The organism is Streptomyces cellostaticus, assembly GCF_001513965.1.
In the GTDB taxonomy this organism is placed as follows: Bacteria; Actinomycetota; Actinomycetes; order Streptomycetales; family Streptomycetaceae; genus Streptomyces; species Streptomyces cellostaticus.
The window spans coordinates 25,341-49,228 of the sequence record NZ_KQ948042.1 but is presented as its reverse complement, the minus strand read 5'-3'; the positions used below and the strand labels follow the sequence as shown (position 1 = coordinate 49,228).

Annotated in this window: 23 protein-coding genes; 16 read left to right on the top strand and 7 right to left on the bottom strand. The window is 71.8% G+C overall.

Going from position 1 to position 23,888, the window contains the following annotated elements; all coding sequences use genetic code 11:
• The first annotated feature begins 158 nt into the window (after positions 1–158).
• From AQI88_RS35095 to AQI88_RS35050, 10 genes are all read left to right on the top strand, one after another.
• Positions 159–1,016 (top strand): amino acid ABC transporter permease, encoded by an 858-nt coding sequence (locus AQI88_RS35095; protein WP_067007446.1) that lies wholly within the window; start codon positions 159–161, stop codon positions 1,014–1,016.
• The gene (locus AQI88_RS35090; protein ID WP_067007443.1) at positions 1,013–2,770 is read left to right on the top strand and encodes an FAD/NAD(P)-binding protein; all 1,758 of its coding nucleotides are present in this window, start codon (positions 1,013–1,015) and stop codon (positions 2,768–2,770) included. Before AQI88_RS35095 ends, AQI88_RS35090 begins: the two co-directional genes overlap by 4 nt.
• A gap of 28 nt (positions 2,771–2,798) precedes the next feature.
• Entirely contained in the window at positions 2,799–3,560 is a 762-nt protein-coding gene (locus tag AQI88_RS35085; RefSeq protein ID WP_067007440.1) for an amino acid ABC transporter ATP-binding protein, read from the top strand.
• 53 nt (positions 3,561–3,613) lie between these two features.
• On the top strand, positions 3,614–4,693 hold the full coding sequence (locus AQI88_RS35080) for an LLM class flavin-dependent oxidoreductase (protein ID WP_079057995.1): 1,080 nt from the start codon (positions 3,614–3,616) through the stop codon (positions 4,691–4,693).
• On the top strand, positions 4,690–5,988 hold the full coding sequence (locus tag AQI88_RS35075; RefSeq protein ID WP_079057994.1) for an NtaA/DmoA family FMN-dependent monooxygenase: 1,299 nt from the start codon (positions 4,690–4,692) through the stop codon (positions 5,986–5,988). The genes AQI88_RS35080 and AQI88_RS35075 overlap by 4 nt, the downstream gene beginning before the upstream one ends.
• 24 nt (positions 5,989–6,012) lie before the next feature.
• The gene (locus AQI88_RS35070; protein WP_067007437.1) at positions 6,013–6,801 is read left to right on the top strand and encodes a DUF1684 domain-containing protein; all 789 of its coding nucleotides are present in this window, start codon (positions 6,013–6,015) and stop codon (positions 6,799–6,801) included.
• A gap of 240 nt (positions 6,802–7,041) precedes the next feature.
• Positions 7,042–7,941 carry a S1 family peptidase gene (locus AQI88_RS35065; RefSeq protein WP_067007434.1) on the top strand — a complete coding sequence of 300 codons (900 nt, stop codon included), beginning with the start codon at positions 7,042–7,044 and terminating at the stop codon, positions 7,939–7,941.
• 342 nt (positions 7,942–8,283) lie between these two features.
• The gene (locus AQI88_RS35060) at positions 8,284–9,366 is read left to right on the top strand and encodes a S1 family peptidase (RefSeq protein ID WP_067007431.1); all 1,083 of its coding nucleotides are present in this window, start codon (positions 8,284–8,286) and stop codon (positions 9,364–9,366) included.
• A gap of 225 nt (positions 9,367–9,591) precedes the next feature.
• Positions 9,592–13,023 carry a DNA polymerase III subunit alpha gene (locus AQI88_RS35055; protein ID WP_067007428.1) on the top strand — a complete coding sequence of 1,144 codons (3,432 nt, stop codon included), beginning with the start codon at positions 9,592–9,594 and terminating at the stop codon, positions 13,021–13,023.
• Entirely contained in the window at positions 13,020–13,994 is a 975-nt protein-coding gene (locus tag AQI88_RS35050; protein WP_067007425.1) for a DNA polymerase Y family protein, read from the top strand. Before AQI88_RS35055 ends, AQI88_RS35050 begins: the two co-directional genes overlap by 4 nt.
• Before the next feature lie 17 nt (positions 13,995–14,011).
• Here AQI88_RS35050 and AQI88_RS35045 read toward each other — a convergent pair whose 3' ends face one another.
• Positions 14,012–14,386 carry a cupin domain-containing protein gene (locus tag AQI88_RS35045; protein ID WP_067007588.1) on the bottom strand — a complete coding sequence of 125 codons (375 nt, stop codon included), beginning with the start codon at positions 14,384–14,386 and terminating at the stop codon, positions 14,012–14,014.
• Positions 14,387–14,473: 87 nt separating this feature from the next.
• Here AQI88_RS35045 and AQI88_RS35040 point away from each other — a divergent pair, with 87 nt between their 5' ends.
• Both AQI88_RS35040 and AQI88_RS35035 read left to right on the top strand, forming a co-directional pair.
• Positions 14,474–14,920 carry a MarR family winged helix-turn-helix transcriptional regulator gene (locus AQI88_RS35040; protein WP_067007422.1) on the top strand — a complete coding sequence of 149 codons (447 nt, stop codon included), beginning with the start codon at positions 14,474–14,476 and terminating at the stop codon, positions 14,918–14,920.
• A 170-nt stretch (positions 14,921–15,090) separates the two neighbouring features.
• A complete protein-coding gene (locus AQI88_RS35035) occupies positions 15,091–15,954 on the top strand; it encodes an esterase/lipase family protein (RefSeq protein ID WP_067007419.1) in 864 nt (287 codons plus the stop codon).
• Between the two features lie 55 nt (positions 15,955–16,009).
• On the opposite strand, the gene AQI88_RS35030 is transcribed toward AQI88_RS35035, so the two are convergent.
• Positions 16,010–16,969, bottom strand: coding sequence for a lytic polysaccharide monooxygenase auxiliary activity family 9 protein (locus AQI88_RS35030; protein WP_067007416.1), 960 nt, complete (start codon positions 16,967–16,969; stop codon positions 16,010–16,012).
• Between the two features lie 167 nt (positions 16,970–17,136).
• On the opposite strand from AQI88_RS35030, the gene AQI88_RS35025 reads away from it, so the two are divergent.
• Complete coding sequence (locus AQI88_RS35025; protein WP_067007414.1) at positions 17,137–17,586, top strand: GNAT family N-acetyltransferase; 450 nt, start codon at positions 17,137–17,139, stop codon at positions 17,584–17,586.
• On the opposite strand, the gene AQI88_RS48635 is transcribed toward AQI88_RS35025, so the two are convergent.
• Positions 17,587–17,721 (bottom strand): hypothetical protein, encoded by a 135-nt coding sequence (locus tag AQI88_RS48635; RefSeq protein ID WP_107118754.1) that lies wholly within the window; start codon positions 17,719–17,721, stop codon positions 17,587–17,589.
• A 138-nt stretch (positions 17,722–17,859) separates the two neighbouring features.
• On the opposite strand from AQI88_RS48635, the gene AQI88_RS35020 reads away from it, so the two are divergent.
• Positions 17,860–18,480, top strand: coding sequence for a class I SAM-dependent methyltransferase (locus tag AQI88_RS35020; RefSeq protein WP_067007411.1), 621 nt, complete (start codon positions 17,860–17,862; stop codon positions 18,478–18,480).
• 10 nt (positions 18,481–18,490) lie between these two features.
• Here the strand turns inward: AQI88_RS35020 and AQI88_RS35015 are convergent, their stop codons facing one another.
• The gene (locus tag AQI88_RS35015; protein ID WP_067007408.1) at positions 18,491–18,991 is read right to left on the bottom strand and encodes a ribonuclease FAU-1 family protein; all 501 of its coding nucleotides are present in this window, start codon (positions 18,989–18,991) and stop codon (positions 18,491–18,493) included.
• Positions 18,972–19,901: a GNAT family N-acetyltransferase gene (locus AQI88_RS35010; RefSeq protein WP_067007406.1), complete on the bottom strand. Its 930-nt coding sequence runs from the start codon at positions 19,899–19,901 to the stop codon at positions 18,972–18,974. Before AQI88_RS35010 ends, AQI88_RS35015 begins: the two co-directional genes overlap by 20 nt.
• Before the next feature lie 71 nt (positions 19,902–19,972).
• On the opposite strand from AQI88_RS35010, the gene AQI88_RS35005 reads away from it, so the two are divergent.
• Positions 19,973–20,341: a GntR family transcriptional regulator gene (locus AQI88_RS35005; protein WP_067007402.1), complete on the top strand. Its 369-nt coding sequence runs from the start codon at positions 19,973–19,975 to the stop codon at positions 20,339–20,341.
• On the opposite strand, the gene AQI88_RS35000 is transcribed toward AQI88_RS35005, so the two are convergent.
• Both AQI88_RS35000 and AQI88_RS34995 read right to left on the bottom strand, forming a co-directional pair.
• Positions 20,329–21,123, bottom strand: coding sequence for a DUF72 domain-containing protein (locus AQI88_RS35000; RefSeq protein ID WP_067007399.1), 795 nt, complete (start codon positions 21,121–21,123; stop codon positions 20,329–20,331). The two genes, AQI88_RS35005 and AQI88_RS35000, sit on opposite strands and share 13 nt — an antisense overlap.
• A gap of 15 nt (positions 21,124–21,138) precedes the next feature.
• Positions 21,139–22,233, bottom strand: coding sequence for a DUF5925 domain-containing protein (locus tag AQI88_RS34995; RefSeq protein WP_067007396.1), 1,095 nt, complete (start codon positions 22,231–22,233; stop codon positions 21,139–21,141).
• Positions 22,234–22,445: 212 nt separating this feature from the next.
• On the opposite strand from AQI88_RS34995, the gene AQI88_RS34990 reads away from it, so the two are divergent.
• Positions 22,446–23,867 (top strand): GH39 family glycosyl hydrolase, encoded by a 1,422-nt coding sequence (locus AQI88_RS34990; RefSeq protein ID WP_067007393.1) that lies wholly within the window; start codon positions 22,446–22,448, stop codon positions 23,865–23,867.
• Positions 23,868–23,888 lie beyond the last annotated feature (21 nt).

Here is a 23,888-nt window from a genome sequence, read left to right as displayed (position 1 = left end):
GGTTCCGCGTCAACTGACTTGAGACGTACGGCTCACAGTCCGGACGGCCTTGACAGTGAGGGGAAACGCCCACGTACTCTCGATGAACGGCCCTGCTGAGGGGCTCGGCCGTGTGAAGGCACCACCGTGTTCGACCTACCGCGTCACGGAGCCTTCACATGTCATCCGACACCCTCGCCAAAGTCCCCGCCGCACCCCGGGTGCCCGAGCGCGCGGACGCCCTGACGATCGTCCCGCAGCGCCGCCCGGGCCAGTGGACGGCCGCCGTCGTCGTCCTGGTGCTGCTCGGGCTCGCCGTCAACTCGGTCCTGCGCAACCAGGCGTTCCAGTGGAACGTCGTCGCCGACTACTTCACCTCGGACTCCGTCCTGCGCGGTCTGTGGCTCACCCTGTGGCTGACCGCGGTGGTGATGGTCCTCGGCTTCGCCCTCGGCACCCTGCTCGCCGCCTTCCGGCTGTCCGCCAACCCCGTACTGAAAGCGGTCAGTTGGGGGTACGTCTGGCTGTTCCGGTCGATCCCGGTCCTGGTGCAGCTGCTGCTGTGGTTCAACATCGGGGCGCTGTACCCGCAGATCCTCGGGGTGAAGACCGTCAACCTGCTCAGCCCCGTCGCCGTCGCCGTCGTCGGTCTCACCCTGCACGAAGCCGCCTACGCCGCCGAGGTGGTCCGGGGCGGCATGCTCTCCGTCGACCGCGGGCAGATCGAGGCCGCCCAGGCGCTCGGCCTGAGCCGCCTGCGGCGCCTGCGGCGGATCGTGCTGCCGCAGGCCATGCGCTCCATCGTGCCGCCCGCCGGCAACATGCTGATCGGCACGCTCAAGGGCACCTCGATCGTCAGCGTCATCGCCGTCAACGACCTGCTGTTCTCGGCCCAGTTGATCTACCACCGCACCTACCAGGTCATCCCGCTGCTGATGGTCGCCACCCTCTGGTACACCGTGGTCACCTCGGTGCTCGGCGTCGGCCAGTACTACGTCGAGAAGCACTACGCGCGCGGGACGGAGTCCGCCCGATGAGGCCGCAGCTGGTGATCGTGGGAGCCGGGCCGCGGGGGACCGGACTCCTCGAACGCATCGCCGCCAACGCGCCCGATCTGTACGCCGGCCCGGCCCTCGACGTCCATCTGGTCGACCCCCATCCGCCGGGCGGCGGACGCATCTGGCGCCAGAAGCAGTCACCGCTGCTGTGGATGAACTCGCACGCCGAGGACGTCACCATGTTCACCGACGAGACGGTGCGGATGGACGGCCCGGTGCGCGAGGGCCCCACCCTGCACGAGTGGGCGGGCCTGGACGGGCGCACCTTCGCCGACCGGCAGATCCAGGGCCGCTACCTGCGCTGGGTGTACGAGCGTGCCCTCGCCGAGCTGCCCCCCGGCATCACCGTCCACCACCACGCCCGGCGTGCGCTGCGCGTCAGCGGTCCGCGCGAGGGGCGCCAGCAGGTGTGGCTGGAGGGCCGCCCGCGTCCCCTCCTCGCCGACCTGGTCGTCCTCGCCCTCGGCCACCTCGACTCCGACCTCGACTCCGGGCAGGCCGAGCTGGCCGCGTACGCCCGCGAGCACGGCCTGGTCCATCTGCCGCCCGACTTCACCGCCGACAGCGACCTGTCCCCGCTGAAGCCCGGCGAAGCCGTCCTCGTGCGGGGCTTCGGTCTCGCCTTCGTCGACCTGATGGTGCTGCTCACCGAGGGGCGGGGCGGGCGCTACGAGGGTGACGCCTACCTGCCCTCGGGGCGTGAACCGGTGCTGTACGTCGGCTCGCGGCGCGGAGTGCCGTACCACTCGAAGATCGGCTACGACTGGACCGGCGACCGGCCCCCGCTGCCCCGCTTCTTCGGGCCCGCCGAGGTCGGGGAGCTGCTGGCCAGGCCGTCAGGTTTCGACTTCCGGCGCGATGTGTGGCCGCTGGTGGAGAAGGAGCTGGGCTTCGCCCACTACCACCGCCTGTTCACCGCCCACGCCGGGCGTACGGCGATGGGGTGGGCCGACTTCGAGGAGAAGTACGCTGCAGCCGGCGGCCCCGCCGAGATCCGGGCGCTCGTCGCCACCGCCGTACCGGACCCGGACGACCGCCTCGACCTGACCGCGCTCGACCACCCCCTCGACGGGGTGCGGTACGCCTCGCACGAGGAGTTCCAGGAGGGTCTGCGCGGCTATGTCGAGGGTGACCTGAGCCGTCGTCACGATCCGGATCACAGTGCCGACCTGGGCGTCTTCCTCGGGTTGCTGTCCGTCTACGGGCAACTGGTGCGGCTCGGGGACATCGGCCCCTGGTGGCACGGCTTCTTCAGCTACCTGGCATCCGGCCCGCCCGGACCCCGGCTGCGGCAGATGCTCGCGCTGTCCCGGGCGGGGCTGCTGCGGTTCGTCGGCGCCGATATGACGGTCACCGCCGAGGACGGGGTGTTCCGGGCCGCCAGTCCGACCGTGCCGGGGTTCGCCGTCGAGGCACGGGCGCTGGTCGAGGCCCGGCTGCCCGAGCCGACCGTGGGACGCGCCCGCGACACGCTGCTGCGCGAGCTGCACGCCGAGGGCGCCGCCGAGACCCCCGAGGGGCTGCTGCGCGTCGACCCCGCCGACGGGCGGATCCTCGACGGGGCCGGGCGGCCGCATCCGCGGCGCTTCGCGCTCGGCCCGTACACCGACGCCCGTACCCCCGGCGCCTTCACCCGGCCGCGCACCGGCGGGCCCGCGTTCCGGCAGAACGACGCGACGGCGCGGGCCGCGCTGCGGTTCCTGGCCGAACTCGCCCTCCGCGCAGCCGCATGAACCCCCCCCGACTCCAAGGAGTTCCGCGATGAGTGTCATGGTCGACATCAGGTCCGTCCACAAGAGCTTCGGCTCGCTCGACGTCCTCAAGGGCATCGATCTGGAAGTGCGCACCGGTGAAGTCACCGTCGTCCTCGGCCCGTCCGGCTCCGGGAAGTCGACGCTGCTGCGCACCATCAACCACCTGGAGAAGGTGGACCACGGCGCGATCAGCGTGGACGGCGCACTGATCGGCTACCGGCGCTCCGGCGACAAGCTGTACGAGCTGCCCGAGCGCGAGGTGCTGAAGCAGCGCACGCGGATCGGCTTCGTCTTCCAGAACTTCCACCTGTTCCCGCACCTGACCGTGCTGGAGAACGTCATCGAGGCACCGGTGGCCGCGCTGAAACGGCCCCGGAACGAGGCGGTGGACAGCGCGCGCCGGCTGCTGGAGCGGGTGGGGCTCGCCGACAAGGCCGACACCTATCCCCGCCAACTCTCCGGGGGACAGCAGCAGCGTGTCGCGATCGCGCGGGCGCTTGCGCTGGAGCCGAAGCTGCTGCTGTTCGACGAGCCGACCTCGGCGCTGGATCCCGAGCTGGTCGGTGAAGTCCTCGATGTCATACGGGACCTGGCCGGACAGGGCACGACGATGATCGTCGTCACGCACGAGATCGCCTTTGCCCGCGAGATCGCCGACACGGTGGTGTTCATGGCCGACGGGAGGATCGTCGAGCAGGGGCCGCCGGGCGAGGTCCTGGACGCTCCGCGCGAGGACCGGACCCGGGCGTTCCTGTCGAAGGTGCTGTGAGCGATGACCATGGCCTGCGATGCGCCGGTGCCCTGCGAACAGGGGGTGCCGACGTGAGCGCGCGGTACGGGCGTGGGCTGCTGCATCTCGCCGCCGCCGTCGATCGGCCGGGCTCCTTCGGCGCCGCCCCCTACGTCGAGCTGGCGCAGCTCGCCGAGCGCGGGGGGCTCGACTTCGTGACGCTGGACGACTCCTTCGCGCGACCGGGGCCCGACGCGCTCGCCGTGCTCTCCCGCGTGGCCCCCGCCACCCGGCGGATCGGCCTCGTCCCGACCCTCACCACCACGCACACCGAGCCCTTCCGCGTCCAGGCCGCCGTCGCCACCCTCGACTGGGCCAGCTGCGGCCGGGCCGGCTGGCGGATCGACGTGTCCACCACCGAGGGCGAGGCCCGCCTCTTCGGCCGCCGGCCTGCCGCGCCCGCGGACGCGCTGTGGGCGGAGGCGGGCGAAACAGCCGACGTGGCGGCGAAGCTGTGGGACAGCTGGGAGGACGGCGCGGAGATCAGAGACGTGCCGACCGGCCGCTTCCTCGACCGGACCAGGCTGCACCATGTCGACTTCACCGGTACCGCCTTCTCCGTCAAGGGCCCCTCGACCGTGCCCCGGCCCCCGCAGGGCCACCCCGTCCGGGTGGTCGACGCCACCGAGGGACCGGCCAGGACCACCGCGGCCCGGTACGCCGACGTGGCCCTGGTCCGCGCCGCGACCCCGGCCCAGGCCGCCGCCGTACGGCAGCAACTGCGGGACCGGGCCGCGGAGTCCGGCAGGAACCCCGACACCCTGCGGATCCTGGCGAGCCTCCTCGTCGACCTCGGCGACGGCGAGCACGCGGCCGAGCCCGGACATGGCGGGGGAGGGCCCCGGCCGACCCCCGAGGGCCCGCTGTACCGGGGCGGACCCGTCGACCTCGCGGAGCTGATCGCCACCTGGCACACGGAGGGCGTCACCGACGGCTTCCACCTCACCCCCGTGGAGCCGCGCCGTGACCTGGAGCGGCTCGTCAACGGCACGGTGGCGCTGCTCCAGCACCGCGGCCTGTTCCGCACCTTCTACCCGGGCAGCACCCTGCGCGAGCACCTGGGCCTCGCCCGCCCCGCCAACCAGTACGCCGTGACCGGGGGAACGTCATGACCGTACGACGCACGGTGCACCTGGCGGCCCGCCTCCCCGGGGACGGCCGGGCCGCCGTAGGGACGGACCCGTGTTCCGGCTCGCGGATCGCGTTCGCCTCGCCGGCACAGCAGGCGCGCACCGCCGAGCGCGGGCTGTTCGACTTCCTGCTGCTCTCCGAACAGCTGCGGCTGCCCGAACACCGGGGGCGGATCCACGACCTCGACGCGGCCGGGTGGCCGGAGCCGCTCACCCTGCTGAACGCGCTGGCCGGGGTCACCGAACGGCTGGGTCTCGCCGCCACCGTGCACACGGCCTACAGCGAGCCGTACGAACTCGCCCGCAGGCTCGCGACCCTGGACCATCTCAGCGAGGGCCGGGCCGCCTGGCACGCCGAGACCTCCTCGGACGCGTTCACCGGCGCCAACTTCCGGCACGGCGGCCGGGCCGACGCCCGGGACCGGTTCGCACAGGCGGTCGAATTCATCGGCCTCGCACGGCAGCTGTGGGACTCCTGGACGGCCGATGGGGTGTCCCGGCCGTTCGCGCACCAGGGCCGGCACTTCGACATCGCGGGCGAGTTCGGCCTGCCCCGCCCGCCGCAGGGGCACCCCGTGGTGATCCTGGCGGGCGACTCGGACGAGGACCGGGAGTGCGCCGCCGCCTCGGCCGACGTGCTCCTCGCCCGGCACCGCTCCGTGGCGGCGGGCCGTGCCTTCGCCGCGGACGTCAGACGACGGCTCGCCGCCTACGGCCGGGCCACGGAGGACCTGAAGATCATGTCCGGTGTCACCGTCGTCCTCGGGGACACCGCCGCCGAGGCCCAGGAGCGGGCCGCGGAGATCAGACGGCAGCAGATCACCCCGCAAGGCGCCCTGTACGTCCTGGAGCGGGTCTGGGGCGCTGACCTCTGCGGCCATGACCCCGACGGCCCGCTCCCGCGGACCGACCCGGTGCCGGACCCGGCGTTCACACCCGGCCGTGGCCGGCACGGTGACCGGGTCGCGCTCGCCGGGACGTGGCGGGCGCTGGCGAAGGAGAAGGGACTGTCGATCCGGGAGACGGTGATCGAGGCGAGCGGCCGGCAGTCCTTCATCGGCACCCCGGAGGCGGTCGCCGCCGAACTGCAGGCGTACGTACGCGAGGACGCCGCCGACGGCTTCGTCCTCCTCCCGCATCGCACACCCGGCTGCCTCGAGGAGTTCGTGGACCGGGTGGTGCCGCTGCTCCAGGAGCGCGGCGCGTTCCGCACGGAATACCAGGGCACGACCCTGCGCTCACACCTCGGGCTGCCCGACCCGCCAGGGGAGGGGTGAGCGCGCATGAAAGGACTCGATCGCATGACGACGGACGCATCGGCCGCACCGGACGCGTGGAAGCGGTGGCACGAGCAGCGTGTGGAGACGGTCTCGGCGCCCTACGGACCGCTCGCGCTGACCGCCACCCACTGGGTCGAGGACCATCCGGACGGCCGACTTCCGGACATTCCCGGGACGTGGGTGGCGCAGGGTGCCGGGGTGGTGCTGACCGCCGCCGGCACCGACGGCCTGACCGTGGACAGCCTGCCCTTCTCCGGCGAGGTCCGGCTCGGCGCCGACAGCGGACCGGAGGCCGGCTCGCGGGTCGCGCTCGGCGAGAAGCGGCTGGTCGTGCTGGTCCGCGAGGGGGTCTGGGGGGTGCGGGTCTACGACCCCGCGGCGGACGCCCGCCGCGCCTTCCAGGGCATCGAGGCCACCCCGTACGACCCGGACCGGTCGGTGCCGGGGCGCTTCACACCGTACGACGGGACGCGCACCGTACGGGTCGGCAACGCGGACGGGCGCGAGCGCGGGCTCACCCTCGCGGGGGAACTCGCCTTCACCCTGGACGGAAAGGACCTGACGCTCCAGGTCGCGCAGGGCGTCGGCCGGCTGTGGGCGGTGTTCGCCGACGCCACCAGCGGCGACACCAGCTTCCGCTTCCGGTTCCTCTTTCCCGAGGCACCGGACGCGCAGGGCCGTACCACGGTCGACTTCAACCGCGCCGAGCTCCCGCCGTGCGCCTTCGCCGACCACTTCATCTGCCCCTTCCCGCCGCCGGGCAACCGGCTGGACGTGGCGATCGAGGCGGGAGAGCGCGCTCTGGGCTGATGTGAGCGGATGTCAGCGGGCATGGTCTAGTGAGCGGATGTCAGTGGGCATTGTCTAAAGAGTGGTTCAAAGGTTGACGGCCGAAAGGCACTCTTGTGCCGACCGGCCGTTCGGCCGAATACTCCCCCTCAGCGCTTGTCGGGGGCATACGTGTTCGGACCCCCGGACCTGTCCCTGGCTGCGACTCACGGGCCCCGACCCCCACGCGGGCCCCCGACTTCCCCCAGGAGGGAACGAAAAGTGAGCATCAAGCGCACCACTCCCCGCAGCGGCACCACAAGACGGACCCGGCTGATCGCCGTGGCGACCGGCTTCCTGGCCGCGGCAGCGTTCGCCGCCCCCACCGCGAGCGCCAGCGACGACCACACGTTCAGCGCCAACCAGCTCGCCCAGGCGAGTGACTCCGTCCTCAAGGCCGACATCGCCGGCACGGCCTGGGCGGTCGACAGCAAGACCGACCGGGTCGTCGTCACCGTCGACAGCACGGTCTCCCAGGCCGAGATCGCCACGATCAAGCAGCAGGCCGGCGCCAACGCAGGCGCGCTGACCATCAAGCACACCCCCGGCAAGCTCCGGAAGCTGATCAGCGGCGGCGACGCCATCTACGGCGGCTCCTATCGCTGCTCGCTCGGCTTCAACGTGCACAGCGGCAGTACGTACTACTTCCTGACCGCCGGCCATTGCGGTGAGGTCGCCTCCACCTGGTACAGCAACTCCGGCCACAGCACCGTGCTGGGCACGAACGTCGGATACAGCTTCCCGGGCAACGACTTCGCGCTGGTGCGCTACACCAACTCCTCGATCGCGCACCCGAGCGCGGTGGGCAGCCAGACCATCAGCAGCGCGGCCACCCCGTCCGTGGGGACGACCGTCTACCGCCGCGGTTCCACCACCGGCACGCACAGCGGCCGGGTCACCGCGCTGAACGCCACCGTCAACTACGGCAGCGGTGACATCGTCTACGGCCTGATCCAGACCACGGTCTGCGCCGAGGGCGGCGACAGCGGCGGCTCGCTCTACGGGGGCAGCGTGGCCTACGGCCTGACCTCCGGCGGCAGCGGCGACTGCACCTCCGGCGGTACGACCTTCTTCCAGCCGGTCACCGAGGCACTGAGCTACTACGGTGTGACCCTTCCCTGACGGGTACGGCTCGGCTCCAGGCCCCCGCGCGCAATCCGCGTGCGGGGGTCTTCCCTTGTCCGGGGCTGTGTGTCAGCGGGGTCTGGGGGCGGTTTCCGGACACGGGTAACGGTCACTGTCCGCCGATGAGTTACTCGCACGTAGTGTTTGCAGTGCGAATTTCACTGGGGTGACTGTCCTCGGTCAAGTGGGGTGGGGGCGTACGGGCTCGTCGCGTGCGCGTCCTGAAGTCGACCTTGTGTGCTCCCTGTGCGGTTCGGAAGAGTAGGCGCTCGTCAACCAGCCTTCCGGCCCGCGAGGTCCCCACAACCTCCGGGTCGACCCCCCACAGGAGGACGTGAGTTGAAGCACCGACGCATACCCGGACGACGGGCCGCGCTGGCCGGAGCGGGAATCGCCGCACTGGTCGCCGCGGGTGTCACCTTCCAGACTGCGAACGCCAGCGAACCCTCGAAGTCCGCTGCGGCACCGCAGGTTCTGTCGGCCCCCGCGGCCGGAAAGCTCGCCTCGACGCTCGTCAAGGACCTCGGGTCCGACGCGGCGGGCAGCTACTACGACGCCCAGGCGAAGAGCCTCGTCGTCAACGTGCTCGACGCCGGCGCCGCCAAGACCGTCCAGGCGGCCGGCGCCAAGGCCAGAATCGTCGCCCATTCCCTCGCCGAACTCGACGGGGCGCGGGCGACCCTGAAGGCGGACGCGACCATCCCCGGCACCTCGTGGGCGACCGACCCGGTCACCAACAAGGTCGTCGTCACCGCCGACAAGACGGTGTCCGGTGCGCAGTGGGCCAAGCTCGGCAAGGTGGTCGACGGGCTCGGCACGAAGGCGGAACTGAAGCGGTCGAAGGGGGAGTTCAAGCCCTTCATCGCCGGTGGTGACGCGATCTCCGGCTCGGGCGGGCGCTGCTCGCTCGGCTTCAACGTGGTCAAGGGCGGGCAGCCGTACTTCCTGACCGCGGGTCACTGCACCCACGCCATCACCAGCTGGTCGGACTCCTCCGGCAACGTCATCGGGAAGAACGAGCAGTCCAGCTTCCCGGGCAACGACTTCGGTCTGGTCAAGTACACCTCGGACACCGACCACCCGAGCGAGGTCGACCTCTACAACGGCTCCACCCAGAAGATCACCGGCGCGGCCGAGGCCACCGTCGGCATGAAGGTCACCCGCAGCGGCTCGACCACCCAGGTGCACGACGGGACGGTCACCGGCCTGAACGCCACCGTCAACTACTCGGAGGGCACGGTCAGCGGTCTGATCCAGACCGACGTCTGCGCCGAGCCCGGTGACAGCGGCGGCTCGCTCTTCTCGGGCAGCAACGCGATCGGCCTGACCTCGGGGGGCAGCGGCGACTGCACCTCCGGCGGGGAGACCTTCTTCCAGCCGGTCACCGAGGCGCTGTCGGCGACGGGCACCCAGATCGGCTGACCGCCCGTACGTGTTCCTGTTCCGTGCAGTCCCGCCCCGGATGAGGGGCGGGACTTTACGGTTCCGTGCGTGCCTGTGCCTGCGGTGACCCCGGGTCCGGGCGGGTGTTTGCGCAGGTGGGAGACGCCCGAACGGGTGTCGCACACTTGTTCGGAATAGGGGTATGGTGGAGGTGGGAACTGATGTTCGAGAGTCGTTCGGGGCTCACGATTACGGGAGGTGCGTGTGCCGGGCTTCGTGCATCTGCACACCGTCTCCGGGTTCTCCCTGCGCTACGGCGCCTCGCACCCGGAGCGGCTGGCCGAGCGTGCCTCGGAGCGGGGCATGGACGCCCTCGCCCTCACCGACCGCGACACCCTCGCCGGCACGGTCCGCTTCGCCAAGGCATGCGCCAGGGCGGGCGTCCGTCCGCTGTTCGGTGTCGATCTGGCGGTGGCCGGGCCGGAGGCCGTGCGGGGTGAACGGCGGCGCGCCCCGGTGCGCGGTGGTGCCTTCGTCGATGAGTCGACACCCCGGGTGACCTTCCTCGCCCGGGACGGCGCCCGGGGCTGGGCCGACCTGTGCGGGATCGTCACGGCGGCGCACGGGGGCGAGGGTGCACCCTTGCTGCCCTGGTCCGGTAACCGCGGTGACGGCCTGACCGTGCTGCTCGGTCCTGGCTCCGACGTGGGGCGCGCCCTCGCCGCGGGGCGCCCCGACCGGGCCGCCAGGCTGCTCGTCCCCTGGCGTGAGGTCTACGGCGACGCGCTGCGCCTGGAGGCCGTCTGGCACGGCCGGAAAGGTACGGGGTCCGGCTCCTTGCGGCTGGCCGCCCGTACCGTCGGCTTCGCCGCAGAGCAGCGGATCCGGCCGGTGCTCGGCAACGCCGTCCGCTATGCCGACCCCGGCCAGGGGCGGGTCGCCGATGTGCTGGATGCCGCTCGCCGGCTGGTGCCGATCGACCCCCGGGGGGAGCTCGACTCCGGCGAAGCCTGGCTGAAGGACGCGCAGGCCATGCTGCGGGTCGCCGAGCGGGTCGTGGAGGCGGCCGGTTATCGGCGTGACACCGCCCGTCTGCTGCTGGAGCAGACCGGGGTCACGGCTGCCGAGTGCCTCGTCGACCCCGAGGACGATCTCGGCATCGGCACCGTCCACTTTCCCGAGGCGCACCTCGTCGGCGCCGGCCGCCGCACCGCCCAGCGGGCGCTCGCCTCGCGGGCGGCGGCGGGCATGGTGCTGCACGGCTACGCCGACCGGCGTGCCTACTGGGAGCGGATGCACCGTGAGCTGGACATCATCGCCCATCACGGCTTCGCCTCCTACTTCCTGACGGTCGCCCAAGTGGTGGACGACGTACGGGAGAGGGGGATCCGGGTGGCCGCTCGTGGCTCCGGTGCGGGCTCCCTCGTCAACCATCTCCTCGGTATCGCGCACGCCGATCCGGTCGAGCACGGGCTGCTGATGGAGCGCTTCCTGTCGAAGGAGCGGGTCGTGCTGCCCGACATCGACATCGACGTGGAGTCCGCGCGCCGCATCGAGGTCTACCGGGCGATCATCGGCCGGTTCGGCACCGAGCGGGTCGCGACCGTCTCCATGCCGGAGACCTACCGGGTCCGCCATGCGGTCCGTGACGTCGGGGCCGCCCTGTCCATGGATCCCGCCGACATCGACCGCATCGCCAAGTCCTTCCCGCACATCCGGGCACGGGACGCCCGCGCGGCCCTGGAGGAGCTGCCGGAGCTGCGCCGGCTCGCGGGGGAGAAGGAGCGGTACGGCAAGCTGTGGGAGCTGGTCGAGGCCCTCGACGCCCTGCCGCGCGGAGTCGCCATGCACCCGTGCGGGGTGCTGCTCTCCGACGCCTCCCTGCTCGCCCGTACGCCGGTGGTGCCGACCAGCGGCGAGGGGCTGCCGATGTCGCAGTTCGACAAGGAGGACGTGGAGGACCTCGGGCTGCTCAAGCTGGACGTGCTGGGGGTGCGGATGCAGTCGGCGATGGCGCACGCGGTCGGGGAGGTGGAACGGGCGACGGGGGAGCGGATCGACCTGGATGCCCTGCCGCCGGGTGATCCGGCGACGTACCGGCTCGTCCGGTCCGCCGAGACGCTCGGCTGCTTCCAGATCGAGTCGCCGGGCCAGCGGGATCTGGTGGGGCGGCTCCAGCCGGCCACCTTCCATGATCTGGTCGTCGACATCTCCCTCTTCCGGCCGGGGCCGGTCGCCGCCGACATGGTGCGGCCCTTCATCGAGGCGCGGCACGGGCGGGCGCCGGTGCGCTGTCCGCACCCGGACCTGGAGCGGCCGCTGAAGGAGACGTACGGGGTCGTCGTCTTCCACGAGCAGGTCATCGACATCGTCGCCATCATGACCGGCTGCGGGCGCGGCGAGGCGGACCGTGTGCGGCGCGGACTGTCCGATCCGGAGTCGCAGGGGCGGATCAAGGTGTGGTTCGCCCAGCACGCGGCGGCGAACGGATATGACGCAGAAACGATTCGGCGGACCTGGGAGATCGTTGAGGCGTTCGGGTCGTACGGCTTCTGCAAGGCGCACGCCGTCGCCTTCGCCGTACCGACCTATCAGTCGGCATGGCTCAAGGCGCACCATCCGGCCGCCTTCTATGCCGGGCTGCTCACGCACGACCCCGGGATGTATCCGAAGCGGCTGCTGCTGGCGGATGCGCGACGGCGCGGGGTGCCGATCCTGCCGTTGGATGTGAACGTGTCCGGGGTCGCCCACCGTATCGAACTGGTGTCTGAAAAGCCGGAGGTCTGGGGACTTCGGCTGGCCCTCTCGGATGTGCACGGCATCAGCGAGGCCGAGGCGGCGCGGATCGCCGAGGGGCAGCCGTACGCCTCGCTGCTCGACTTCTGGGAGCGGGCGCGGCCGAGCCGTCCGCTGGCCCAAAGGCTCGCCCAGGTGGGCGCGTTGGACGCCTTCGGGGCCAACCGCCGTGACCTGCAACTGCACTTGACCGAGCTGCACCGGGGTGCCCGGGGCGGGGGCGGCGGTCAGCTCCCGCTGGCCGGCGGGCGGAAGACGGCGTCCGCCGGGCTGCCCGACCTCACCTCGGCGGAGCGGCTCAGCGCCGAGCTGGGCGTGCTGTCCATGGACACCTCACGCCATCTGATGGACGACCACCGGGTGTTCCTGAAGGAGCTGGGCGTGGTGTCGGCGCGCCGGCTGCGCGAGGCCCGGCACGGGGAGACCGTGCTGGTCGCGGGCGCCAAGGCGGCCACCCAGACCCCGCCGATCCGCTCCGGCAAGCGGGTCATCTTCAGCACGCTGGACGACGGCACGGGCCTGGTCGATCTCGCCTTCTTCGACGACTCGCACGATGCCTGCGCCCACACCGTCTTCCATTCCTGGCTGCTGCTGGTGCGCGGAGTGGTGCAGCGGCGCGGGCCGCGCAGCCTGAGCGTGGTGGGCTCTGCCGCCTGGAACCTCGCCGAACTGGTCGAACTGCGCGCCGAGGGCGGTCTCGACGAGGTGGCCGCCCGGCTGGCCGAGCCGGTCCAGGGGCGGGCGGACAGGGAGGACCCGACGGGCGGCCGCCGGATCCGTCTGCCGACCGGATACGAGATGCACCCGTGGGCCGATCTGCGGCCCGCGGGCCAGGAGGCCGCGCAAGGGCCTTCGACGGTACGGAAGTTGTGGCACCAGAGTCCGGGGAGTGCGGGATGACCATCCTCTGCGTACGTTTCCAGCTGCCGCCGATGTACGAGGCGGCCCTGCCCGGGCTGCTCGGGCTGCTGGAGGAGTTCACCCCGGTCGTGGAGGCGCTGCCCCCGGACGGGGCACTGGCCGATCTCCGGGGCGCCGAGCGCTACTTCGGGCGCAGCGCCGTGGAACTGGCCGCGGTGATCCGGGTCCGCACCCTCGCGCTGTACGGCGTCGACTGCGTGATCGGTGCCGGACCGGGGCCGATGCTGGCCCGCATGGCGCTGCGCGACGCCCGTCCCGGGGTGACCTGCGCCGTACCCGAGGAGCCGGACGCCCTCGCGGGGTTCCTCGCCGAGCGGCCCGTCGCCGCGCTGCCCGGCGTGGGTACGGCGACCGCCCGCACCCTGTGCGAGTACGGTCTCGACACGCTGGGCCTGGTCGCCGCCGCGCCGCTGTCCACACTCCAGCGGCTGATCGGCGCGAAGGCGGGCCGTGAGCTGCGCGAGAAGGCGAGCGGCGTCGACCGCGGCCGGGTCGTCCCGAACGCCGTCTCCCGGTCCCTCGCCGCCGACCGGCCTTTCGAACTGGACGAGCTGGACCCGGACCGGCACCGCCGCGCCCTGCTGTCGGCCGCCGGGGAGATCGGCGCCCGGCTGCGCACGGTGGAGAAGGTCTGCCGCACCCTGACCCTGACCGTGCGCTACGCCGACCGCTCCTCCACCACCCGCAGCCGCACCCTCAAGGAGCCGACCGCACACTCGGCGGCCCTCACGAAGGCGGCCTACGGCATGTACGAGGCGCTCGGCCTCCAGCGCGCCCGGGTCCGTGCGCTCGTCCTGCGCGCCGAGGGCCTGGCCCCTGCCGACCAGGCCTCCTGCCAGCTCACCTTCGATCCCGTGGACGAGAAGGTCCGCCGGATCGAGGAGGTCGCGGACCGCGCACGGGCGAAGTTCGGGCCGCGCGCGGTGATGCCGGGGACGCTGGCCGCATAACCCCGTTGCGGTGTATGTCAGTTGGCCCACGGCGGAGTGAGGCGCGTGCCGTCGGCCAGCTCCGCCGTGAGGCCGACGGAGGTGGTGACCCAGGAGAGCGCGGTGTGGTCGGTGGGGTTCTCGACGGCCAGGGTCGTACCCGGGTTGATGATCACCGTGTCACCGGCGGAGATCCGCTCGGCGTGACCGTCGAGGGTGACCAGTAGCTCGCCGACGAGCAGGTGGAAGATCTCCTCCCGGCTGACGGTGTGAGCGGGAGCCCTGGTGCCCGCGGGGATCTCGCCCCGCCAGGCGCACAACTCCTTGCTTCCGGTGCCGGGGCTGGCGTACGAGACGAAACGGGCGCCGTGGATCTCGTGGGTCACGGCTTCGGACGAGCGGACGACGGGCATGGTGGTGATCTCCATTCGTATGGTCAAGCCGCTTGACTATATGGTCAAGCTGCTTGACCAACCTGTCAAGGGTGTTTCAATGCCTCCGTGCAGAACTCCGAAGCCATGGCCCTGTCCGCCGCCCTGCTCGCCGTCGCGGGCGACCTCACGCAACGCATCAACGACGGGGTCGTGGCCCGGGGCTTCACGGACATCCGGCCAGCCCACGGCTTCGCCTTCGCGCGGCTCGCCCCGGACGGGGCCACGGTCACCGACCTCGCCGCGCATCTCGGGGTGACCAAGCAGGCGGCGAGCCAGCTGGTCGACGAGATCGTCCGCAAGGGATACGCCGAGCGGCGCCCGCATCCCGGGGATGCCCGGGCCCGGCTGGTCGTGCTCACCGAGCGGGGGTGGGCCTGCACCCGGGCCGCGGAGGCGGCGGCGGCCGAGGTCGTGGAGCGGTGGGCCGAACTGCTGGGCGAGGGTGAAGTGCGCGCGCTGCGGGAGGGTTTGACGCGCATCGCGCCCTACGGCCCGATCCGGCCTGCCTGGTGACGGTCCGTCGGCTGCCGCACGAGCTCCTGGTTATCACTGGAAGTTTTTACTGGCGCGTAACTTCACATCTGCACTACTCGCCCGTAACTTGACGAGTGAACAGCATCCTCGTGATCCGGATCACAGGGTTAGGCCGTCGCACCTCCCTTGAGCCGCAAGGAGATCACCCGATGCTGCCCTGGAAGCGAGTGTTCAGACCCCTCACCGCACTGCTCCTCACCGCCGCCGTCGCCGCCGTTCCCGCCGCCACCGCCCACGCGGCGGACGCTGCTCCCAGCAGCGGCTGGAACGACTACTCCTGCAAGCCCTCCGCCACTCACCCCCGCCCGGTCGTCCTGGTCCACGGCACCCTGGGCAACTCCGTCGACAACTGGCTGTCCCTCGCCCCGTATCTGAAGGACCGCGGATACTGCGTCTACTCCCTCGACTACGGCCAGCTGCCCGGCGTCCCCCTCTTCTACGGCCTCGGCCCCATCGACAAGTCGGCCGGGCAGCTCTCCGCCTTCGTCGACAAGGTGCTCGCCGCGACCGGAGCCGCCAAGGCCGACCTGGTCGGCCACTCCCAGGGCGGCATGATGCCCCGCTACTACCTCAAGTTCCTCGGCGGAGCAGCCAAGGTGAACGCCCTCGTCGGCCTCGCCCCCGACAACCACGGCACCGACCTGGACGGCCTCACCCACCTGCTGCCGTACTTCCCCGGCGCCGAGGACCTGATCAAGGCCACCACCCCCGGCCTCGCCGACCAGATCGCCGGCTCCGCCTTCCTCACCAAGCTCAACGCGGGCGGCGACACCGTCCCCGGAGTGCACTACACGGTCATCGCCACCAAGTACGACGAGGTGGCCACACCCTGGCGTGACCAGTACCTGAGCGGCTCGGACGTGCACAACGTCCTGCTCCAGGACCTGTGCCCGCTCGACCTGTCCGAGCACGTGGCGATCGGCCTGTTCGACCGCATCGCCTTCCACGAGGTGGCCAACGCGCTCGACCCGGCGCACGCGACGACCACCACCTGCGCGTCGGCCTTCAGCTGACGTGCCGCCGGGGCCTGTCCGACCTGAGCCGCCGGACAGGCCCCGGAGTCCTGGTTCAGCGCCCGTGCCGGCCGCCCGCGGCACGCCGCCGCACCGACAGGAACAGCGCCGCCGAACCGAGCGCCAGTGCTGCCGCACCGCCGACCGCGAGGTACGAGGTGCCGGTGGAGGCGCCTGTCTCGGCGAGGTTCTCCGAAGATCCGGCGGCCTTCGGCTCGCCGGCCGGGGCTGCCGGGACGGCCGTCGTGGGCTTTGCGGACGTGCTCGCGTCGTCGCCGCCGTGCCCGTGGTGCTCGATGGTCGACTTGTCGGCACCGGCCTCGATCTGGTCGTCGGAGGGCGCGGAGGCCGTCGGGGCGGCGGTCGCTCCGCCTCCCGTGTCGTGGCCGCCGCCGAACGTGACGTCCGAGCAGGAGTAGAACGCCTCCGGGCTGTCCGAACGCTGCCAGATCGCATACAGCAGCTGCCTGCCCGTGCGCTGGGGCAGCCTGCCGGAGAACGTGGAGAAGCCGCCCGAGGCGACCGGGTCGGTGGCCGTCGCGACCGGGTGCCCCAGGTCAAGGTCCTTCCAGGCCAGCGGCTTCGTCGGGGCGTAGCCGGGCTTGGTGACGTAGACCTTGAAGGTGCCCTTGTGCGGGGCGGTCACGCGGTACCTGAAGGTGTACGAGCCGCTCCTCACGCTCGTCGCCGGCCAGTCCGCGCGGGCCAGGTCGAGCCCCTTGAACTCCTCGTTGTCCGCGCTGCACAGCCTGCCGTCCGGGATCAGCCTTCGGTGCTGTCCGGCGGCGTCGCCGATGCGGATGCCGTTCCAGTCGTAGAGCCCCTGCGTGCCGCCGGCCGCGACCGCCGCCTTGCACGCGGCCGACCTGGGGCTCTCCGGGCCCTCCGCGTAGCACTGCGACACCCTGCTCACCGGGCCGGCCATCGAACCGTGCGCTGAGGCGGGCGCGGCGCAGAGAGCGAGCGCGGTGATACCGAGGGCGGCGACGACGGCGGCCTTGCGGCGTGCGGGCATGGGGAACTCCTCGGAACGGTCCTCGGGGATGGGCTGAATCCCGTGGGGGCGATCAGAAGCTAGCCCCAGGAAACCGTGGAATCGCCTGCTGGGGGCGGGTGATGGAGATCCTTATGGTGGTCTTAAGGGAGTGCTCAGGCTGCGCTGAGGCAGATAGCGTTCGCGGCATGACGAGCGACCAGATCCGGCCTGCCCGGGCCGCCGACCTACCGGCCGTGAAGGCCGTGACCGACGCGGCGTACCACCACTACATCGAGCGCATCGGGGTGGTTCCGCAGCCCATGGAGGCGGACCATGCGGCGAACGTGGCCGCGGGCCGGGTGTTCGTCCTCGGGGAGCCGGTGACCGGGCTCGTCGTCATCGAGGCTCACGACGACCACCTGTTCCTCGACAGCATCGCCGTCCACCCCGACCTGCACGGCAAGGGGGTGGGGCGGCGCCTGCTGGAGTTCGTGGACGCACGCGCGCGTGCGCTCGGTCTGCCCGAGGTCGGGCTCTACACGAACGCGCTGATGTGGGAGAACCAGCGGATCTATCCGAGGTTCGGTTACGAGGTGGTGGAGCGGCGCGTGGACGGGCCCTACGACCGCATCCACTACCGGAAACGGCTGGTCTGATCAGCCGTCCGGCCACCAGGTGCGTGCGATGTCCTTGCGCACCTCCGGGCGTCCGGCGGGGCGCTCCGCCGCCTCCTCACGGATCCGGCGGCTGTCCGTCCTCTTCAGGGGCTTGTGCACGGTCATGCGGCGCATGGCTGCCTCCTTCAGTGCCCACCTGGTTCCGTGTTTTCACGGAGGTAGACCCTTTCGGCGAGAGTTCCTCATCGGTGCCGGTCTGTCAGTGGCGGCTGTCACGTCGGGACTGTCAGTGGCGGGTGTCACTCTTGGGGCATGACGAACGAGCGTGAGCACACGGTTGCGGCGGGTGCCGAAGTGGACTGGGACGCGGAGGCCGCCGCGTTCGACGACAAGCCGGACCACGGCCTGCGCGCCCCCGAGGTGCGGGCCGCCTGGGCGGCCAGACTCCGGTCCTGGCTGCCCGAGCGCCCCGCCGACGTCCTCGACCTCGGCTGCGGCACCGGCAGCCTGTCGCTCCTCGCGGCCGAGCAGGGACACCGGGTCACCGGAGTCGACCGGTCCTGGGCCATGGTCGAGCGGGCCCGCGCCAAGCTCGCCGGACGCGACGCGGTGGTCCTGCACGGGGAGGCAGCGGCCCCGCCGGTGGGGGAGCAGCGCTACGACGTCGTCCTCGTCCGGCATGTGCTGTGGATGCTGCCCGACCCCGCGCGCGTCCTCGGGCACTGGCGGACCCTGCTGCGGCCCGAGGGCCGGCTCCTGCTGGTCGAGGGCGTCTGGGGGACCCTGAGCCCGGTCGGCATACCCGCAGACCGGCTCACCGCCCTGCTGGCCCCGGTCGCCCGGGACGTGCGTGTGGAGCGACTGTCCGACGACCCGCTGCTGTGGGGGAGGACCGTGGACGACGAGCGGTACGCGGTGCTGGCGACGGTGTGAGGCGAAGGCGTCAGGCCATGAGGTCCTCGAAGCCGCGCTCGCGGGCCCGCGCCTCCAGTTCGTCCAGGGCGGCCACGGCGGCGGACGCGGCCTCGGGGTCCGTCTGCGCCAGCCCGCTCTCGGCGAACTCGTCCTCGTCCAGGCGTCGTACGTCCGTGCCGTCGGCGGAGCGCCACAGATCCAGGTCGAGGTCCTCGACGACCAGTTCCGTGCCGGACCGCACGGCCGGGCGGGTGATGTCGCAGTACCAGCCCTTGACGGTGCCGTCCCCGGCGCGGACCTCCTTCACCGAGTACCAGCGGTTGCGCCAGTAGTGCTCGGTGAACACGTCGCCCGGTTCGAAGCGCACGAAGCCGAAGTCACGGACGCCCTCGCCCGCCCACGGAGCGCGGACGCAGACATGGACGCCGTCGTCGTGGAGCAGCTCCGCCGGGTAACGGATCTTTGTGCGGCCGCCCTTGACCAGGACGACCTCGACCCGCCCCGCGGGCTCAGCCGAGTTCGCGGACATGGCACACCTCCGTCGCGCAGATGTCGTACCCGAGCCACTTGTTGATCGCGATCATCGGGTCGTTGCTGGCGTCGTTGCCGGTGAAGGCCTCGGTGATGCCGGCGGCACGGGCCCGGTACAGGGAGTGGATCTTGGCGAGCTTGGCCAGGCCACGACCGCGGTGGGCGCGGGCGGTGCCGGTCATCGCGGTGGTGTAGCGGCCGGCGCCGTCCGTGTAGGCCACACTGAACGCGACCGGACGGCCGTCCACGACCGCGGCCATGGTCAGCTCGCGGTCCAGCAGCGGATGCTGCCAGGTCTGCTCCAGCCAGGCGTCGTAGTCCGTGAGCTCGAAGGCGACGTCGCCGGGTTCGTCCAGTATCGTCTCCGCGTCCAGCTCGAACAGCGGGCGCGGGGCGCCCGCGAAGTCGGCCGCCGTGCGCAGCTCGACGCCCTGCGGGACCTCCGGGAGCGGCGGGAGAGTGCCGCCCGCCAGGTCGAGGCGGAGGAAGTGGGCGGGACGGCCCCTCGTGTAGCCGTGCTTCTCGGCGAAGGCACGGTTGGCAGGCTCGTCCAGGACCCAGGTGAGCAGCCTGGTCGCGCCGAGCGCGGTGAGATGCTCCTCGCCGGCCCGGACGAGGAGCCGGCCGGCACCGCGCCGGGTCCGGTCCGGGCGTACATAGACGTTGACGTACCCCTGGCCCGGCTCCGGGCTGTCGTGCACCAGGGAGACCTGGGCCGTGCCGATCACCTCGCCGTCCTCCACCGCGACGAGGGAGCGGAAGCGGGCGTCGGGGTGGCTGTGCGTGAGCAGGTGGCGGACCGACTCGGGGGTGAACAGGATGTACGGAAGGGCAAGTTGGCGGACCCGGGCGAAGCCCTCGGCCTCGGCCGGGACGTCGGGGCGCAGGTCGCGCACGATCACTGTCATGGTGAGGCACCGTACGGGCAGACGTGCTGCGATGCCTCTCATTTTCCGCCGGGTACGGGACAATCGGCCTTGTGAGCCTGAAGATCCATATCGATGACAGCGCGCCGCCCTACGAGCAGGTGCGGGCACAGATTTCCGAGCAGGCGCTCTCCGGCGTGCTGCCGGTGGGGTACCGGCTGCCCACCGTGCGAGGGCTGGCCGAATCGCTGGGGCTCGCGGTGAACACGGTGGCCAAGGCCTACCGGGCACTGGAGAGCGACGGGGTGATCGAGACGCGGGGGCGCAACGGGACGTTCGTCGCTGCGGCCGGCTCGGCCGCGGTGCGGGAAGCCGCCGCGGCTGCGCAGGGGTATGTCGAGCGGGTGCGGAGGCTGGGGCTGGGGGAGGAGGAGGCGCTGGCCGCCGTGCGGGATGCCCTGCGGGCGGCTTACGGGGAGTAGGGGATCGACTGACGGCGTGCTGAGACAGTGCCCGGTGTGCGGGTCACCGTCAGGTCCGCTTTCGTCGCCGCCTTTGCGAACACGACCGCGTCCTCCACCGCCGCCCCGCCCGGATCGTTGTTGAAGTAGGCATACACGTCATCCGCCTTGGACCAGGTCGTCGCGATGCGGTCCACCCACGTCTCCAGGGAACGCTTGCCGTAGCGCGGCCAAGGGGTGGCCCGGCCCTCGTGGAAGCGGACGTAGCCCCAGTCGGTGGTGCGCCACAGGGGGGTCAGCGGGTGGGCCTGGACGTCCGCCCAGCACAGGGCCGCGCCCCGGGACTCCAGCACCTTGCGCACCTTGGGTGTCCACCAGGAGTCGTGGCGCGGCTCGACCGCGACCCTCGTACCGGGCGGGAAGCAGGCCAGGCAGGTGTCCAGCAGGGGCGGGTCCGCGCGCAGGGTCGGCGGGAGCTGGAGCAGGACCGGGCCCAGACGGTCGCCCAGGCCCGCCGCGTGGCTCATCAGGCGGTGGACCGGCTCCTCGGGGTCCTTCAGCCGCTTGATGTGCGTGAGGTACCGGCTCGCCTTCACCGCCACCACGAAGTCGTCCGGCACCCGGTCCCGCCAGGCCTCGAAGTTCTCCCGCGTCGGCAGCCGGTAGAACGCGTTGTTGACCTCCACCGTGGCGAAGCGCGTCGCGTACTTCTCCAGCCACAGCCGGGTCGGGCAGTCGTCCGGGTACAGGACCCCCCGCCAGTCCTTGTACTGCCACCCCGACGTGCCGACGAACAGGGTCATAGCACCATCAAAGCACTACAGGTACAGGCCCGCGTCCGCCGCGTCCCGCGCGCCCGGCACCGATGTCGGCGCCGTGCCCCGGCGCAGCGCGTACAGCTCGGCCAGGGTCGCGCCGTCCCGGCCGATGCCCTCCTCGGAGCCGAGCCAGTTCACCGCCTCCCGGTGGGTCAGCGGGCCCACCTCGATGCGGGCCAGGCAGCGGCCGGGGCGGACCACGGCCGGGTGCAGGCGCTCCAGGTCCTCGTTGGTGGTGACACCCACCAGGACGTTGCGGCCCTGGCCGAGCAGGCCGTCGGTGAGGTTGAGAAGCCGGGACAGGGCCTGGCCCGCGGTGTGCTTGGCCTCGCCGCGGATCAGTTCGTCGCAGTCCTCCAGGAGGAGAAGGCGCCAGCGGCCCTTGCCCGCGCTGTCCTCTTCGCCGATCGCGATGTCCATGAGGTAGCCGACGTCGGAGAAGAGCCGCTCCGGGTCCAGCACGCAGTCCACCTGACACCAGTCCCGCCAGGAGCGGGCCAGCGTGCGCAGGGCCGAGGTCTTGCCGGTGCCCGGCGGACCGTGCAGCAGCAGGAGGCGGCCCGCGATGTCCTGCGGTGTCGTCTTCATCAGGTGGTCCATCGCGTCCGCCACGGGCGCCGTGTAGTTGGGCCGGACCTCGTCCCAGGTGCCCGCGGAGATCTGGCGGGTGGTGCGGTGCGGGCCGCGCCTCGGGGAGACGTACCAAAAGCCCATGGTCACGTTCTCCGGCTGCGGTTCCGGCTCGTCGGCCGCGCCGTCCGTGGCCCGGTGGAGGACGTCCTTGGCCAGTTCGGCACTGGTCGCGGTCACGGTGACGTCCGCGCCGCGGTTCCAGCGCGAGACCAGCAGGGTCCAGCCGTCGCCCTCGGCGAGGGTCGCGCTGCGATCGTCGTCGCGGGCGACCCGCAGCACCCGGGAGCCCTCCGGCAGCAGGGTCGCGCCGGAGCGCACCCGGTCGATGTTGGCCGCGTGCGAGTACGGCTGCTCGCCCGTCGCGAAGCGGCCGAGGAACAGCGCGTCGACGACGTCGGACGGCGAGTCGGAGTCGTCGACGTGGAGCCGGATCGGCAGAGCGTCGTGTGGGTTCGCAGACATGCCGCCATGATCCGGCACCGATGCGCTCCGCGCACGGCATTTCCACTGCTCGCTCTGCTGGAAGAGCCGAAACCGCGGGCCGTCCGTGGCTGGTCGCGCCCACGAGGCGGAGCCGCATGTCGAGAACAGCTCCGCGCCCCTACGGGGCGCTGCGTTCTGGGTGTTCCCAAGACCTGCCCCCGCCGAGACTTCCGCCGTTACTGTTGTCCGTGATGGGACGTCATGGGTGGTATACGGAGACTCGGCGGTGGCGGCTCACGGCCCTGCTCGGTGTGGGTGTGGCCGCTCTGGCCCTGGTGGTGACCCTGGTCAACACGCTGCCCGGGAGCGTCGCGAGCATCGCCGGCACCTCGCGCGACGGCGACAAGGTGCACGGTACGCCCGCCACCCGGCCCGCACCCCCGGAGCCGTACGTGGGCTGGGGCTTCACCCACACCCAGTACAGCGCCGACGAGGGCAGCGGCACGGCCACCGGGCGGGTCGAGGCGCTGCTGGCCAAGGACGGCGGGCTGCCGCAGGACCAGGCGATCATGGGCTGGGGTGCCGACAACCCCGAGCCGGTCAGGGGGCATTACGACTTCGGGGCGATGGACCGCCGCATCGACTTCATCCGCAGGTCCGGCGGGACGCCCGTGGTCACGCTGTGCTGCTCGCCGGACTGGATGAAGGGCGGCCGGGCCGGTGTCGACAACACCGACTGGAGCCAGGGCGCCCTGGAGACCGCGCCCACCCCCGACCACTACCAGGACTTCGCCGACCTCGCCGCGACCGTCGCCAGGCGCTATCCCGACGTACGCCACTTCATCGTCTGGAACGAGTTCAAGGGCTTCTGGAACAACGCCGAGGGCCGCTGGGACTACGAGGGCTACACGAAGATGTACAACCTCGTCCACCAGGCGTTGAAGAAGGTCGACAAGAACATCATGGTCGGCGGGCCGTACCTGGTCATGGACAGTGTCGACCCGCGCGACCAGAAGGCCTCCACCGCGCTGAAGGGCCCCTGGGGCGCCATGGACCAGCGGGTCCTCGACGCCTTCGCCTACTGGAACACCCACAAGGCAGGCGCCGACTTCGTGGTCGTCGACGGCTCCAGCTACACCAACGACGACGACCTGCTGCCCGACGAGTTCGCCGCCACCGACAAGCTCACCGCGGTGGGCGAGTGGGTACGGCAGCAGACCCCCGACCTTCCCCTGTGGTGGGCCGAGTACTACGTCGAGCCCGCCGACGGCAACGACCAACGCAAGGGCTGGTCCGAGGCGCACCGCCTCGCTGTCCACGCCGCCGGGCTGATCGCCATGGTCAAGGGCGGCGCCGCCTCCGGCTTCTACTGGAACCCGGAGGCGGAGAAGGGCCCCGGCTGCCCCGGCTGCCTGTGGACGCCGACCGACAGCGCCGACGGGGGCAAGGCACTGCCCATGTACGACCTGGTGTCCCGGTTCGACAGGGCGTTCCCGCCGGGCACCAGGTACGAGACCGTGTCCGTCGCCCAGGACGACGTGCCCAACGTGCGGGTGCTGGCCAGCGGCAGGACGGTCCTCGTGGTCAACACCCTCGACCGGACGATCAGCGCGCAGGTCGACGGGAAGCGGTTCGACATGCACGCCTACGAGGTGAGGTGGCTCGACCGCTGAGCCACCGCCACCCCGCACCCG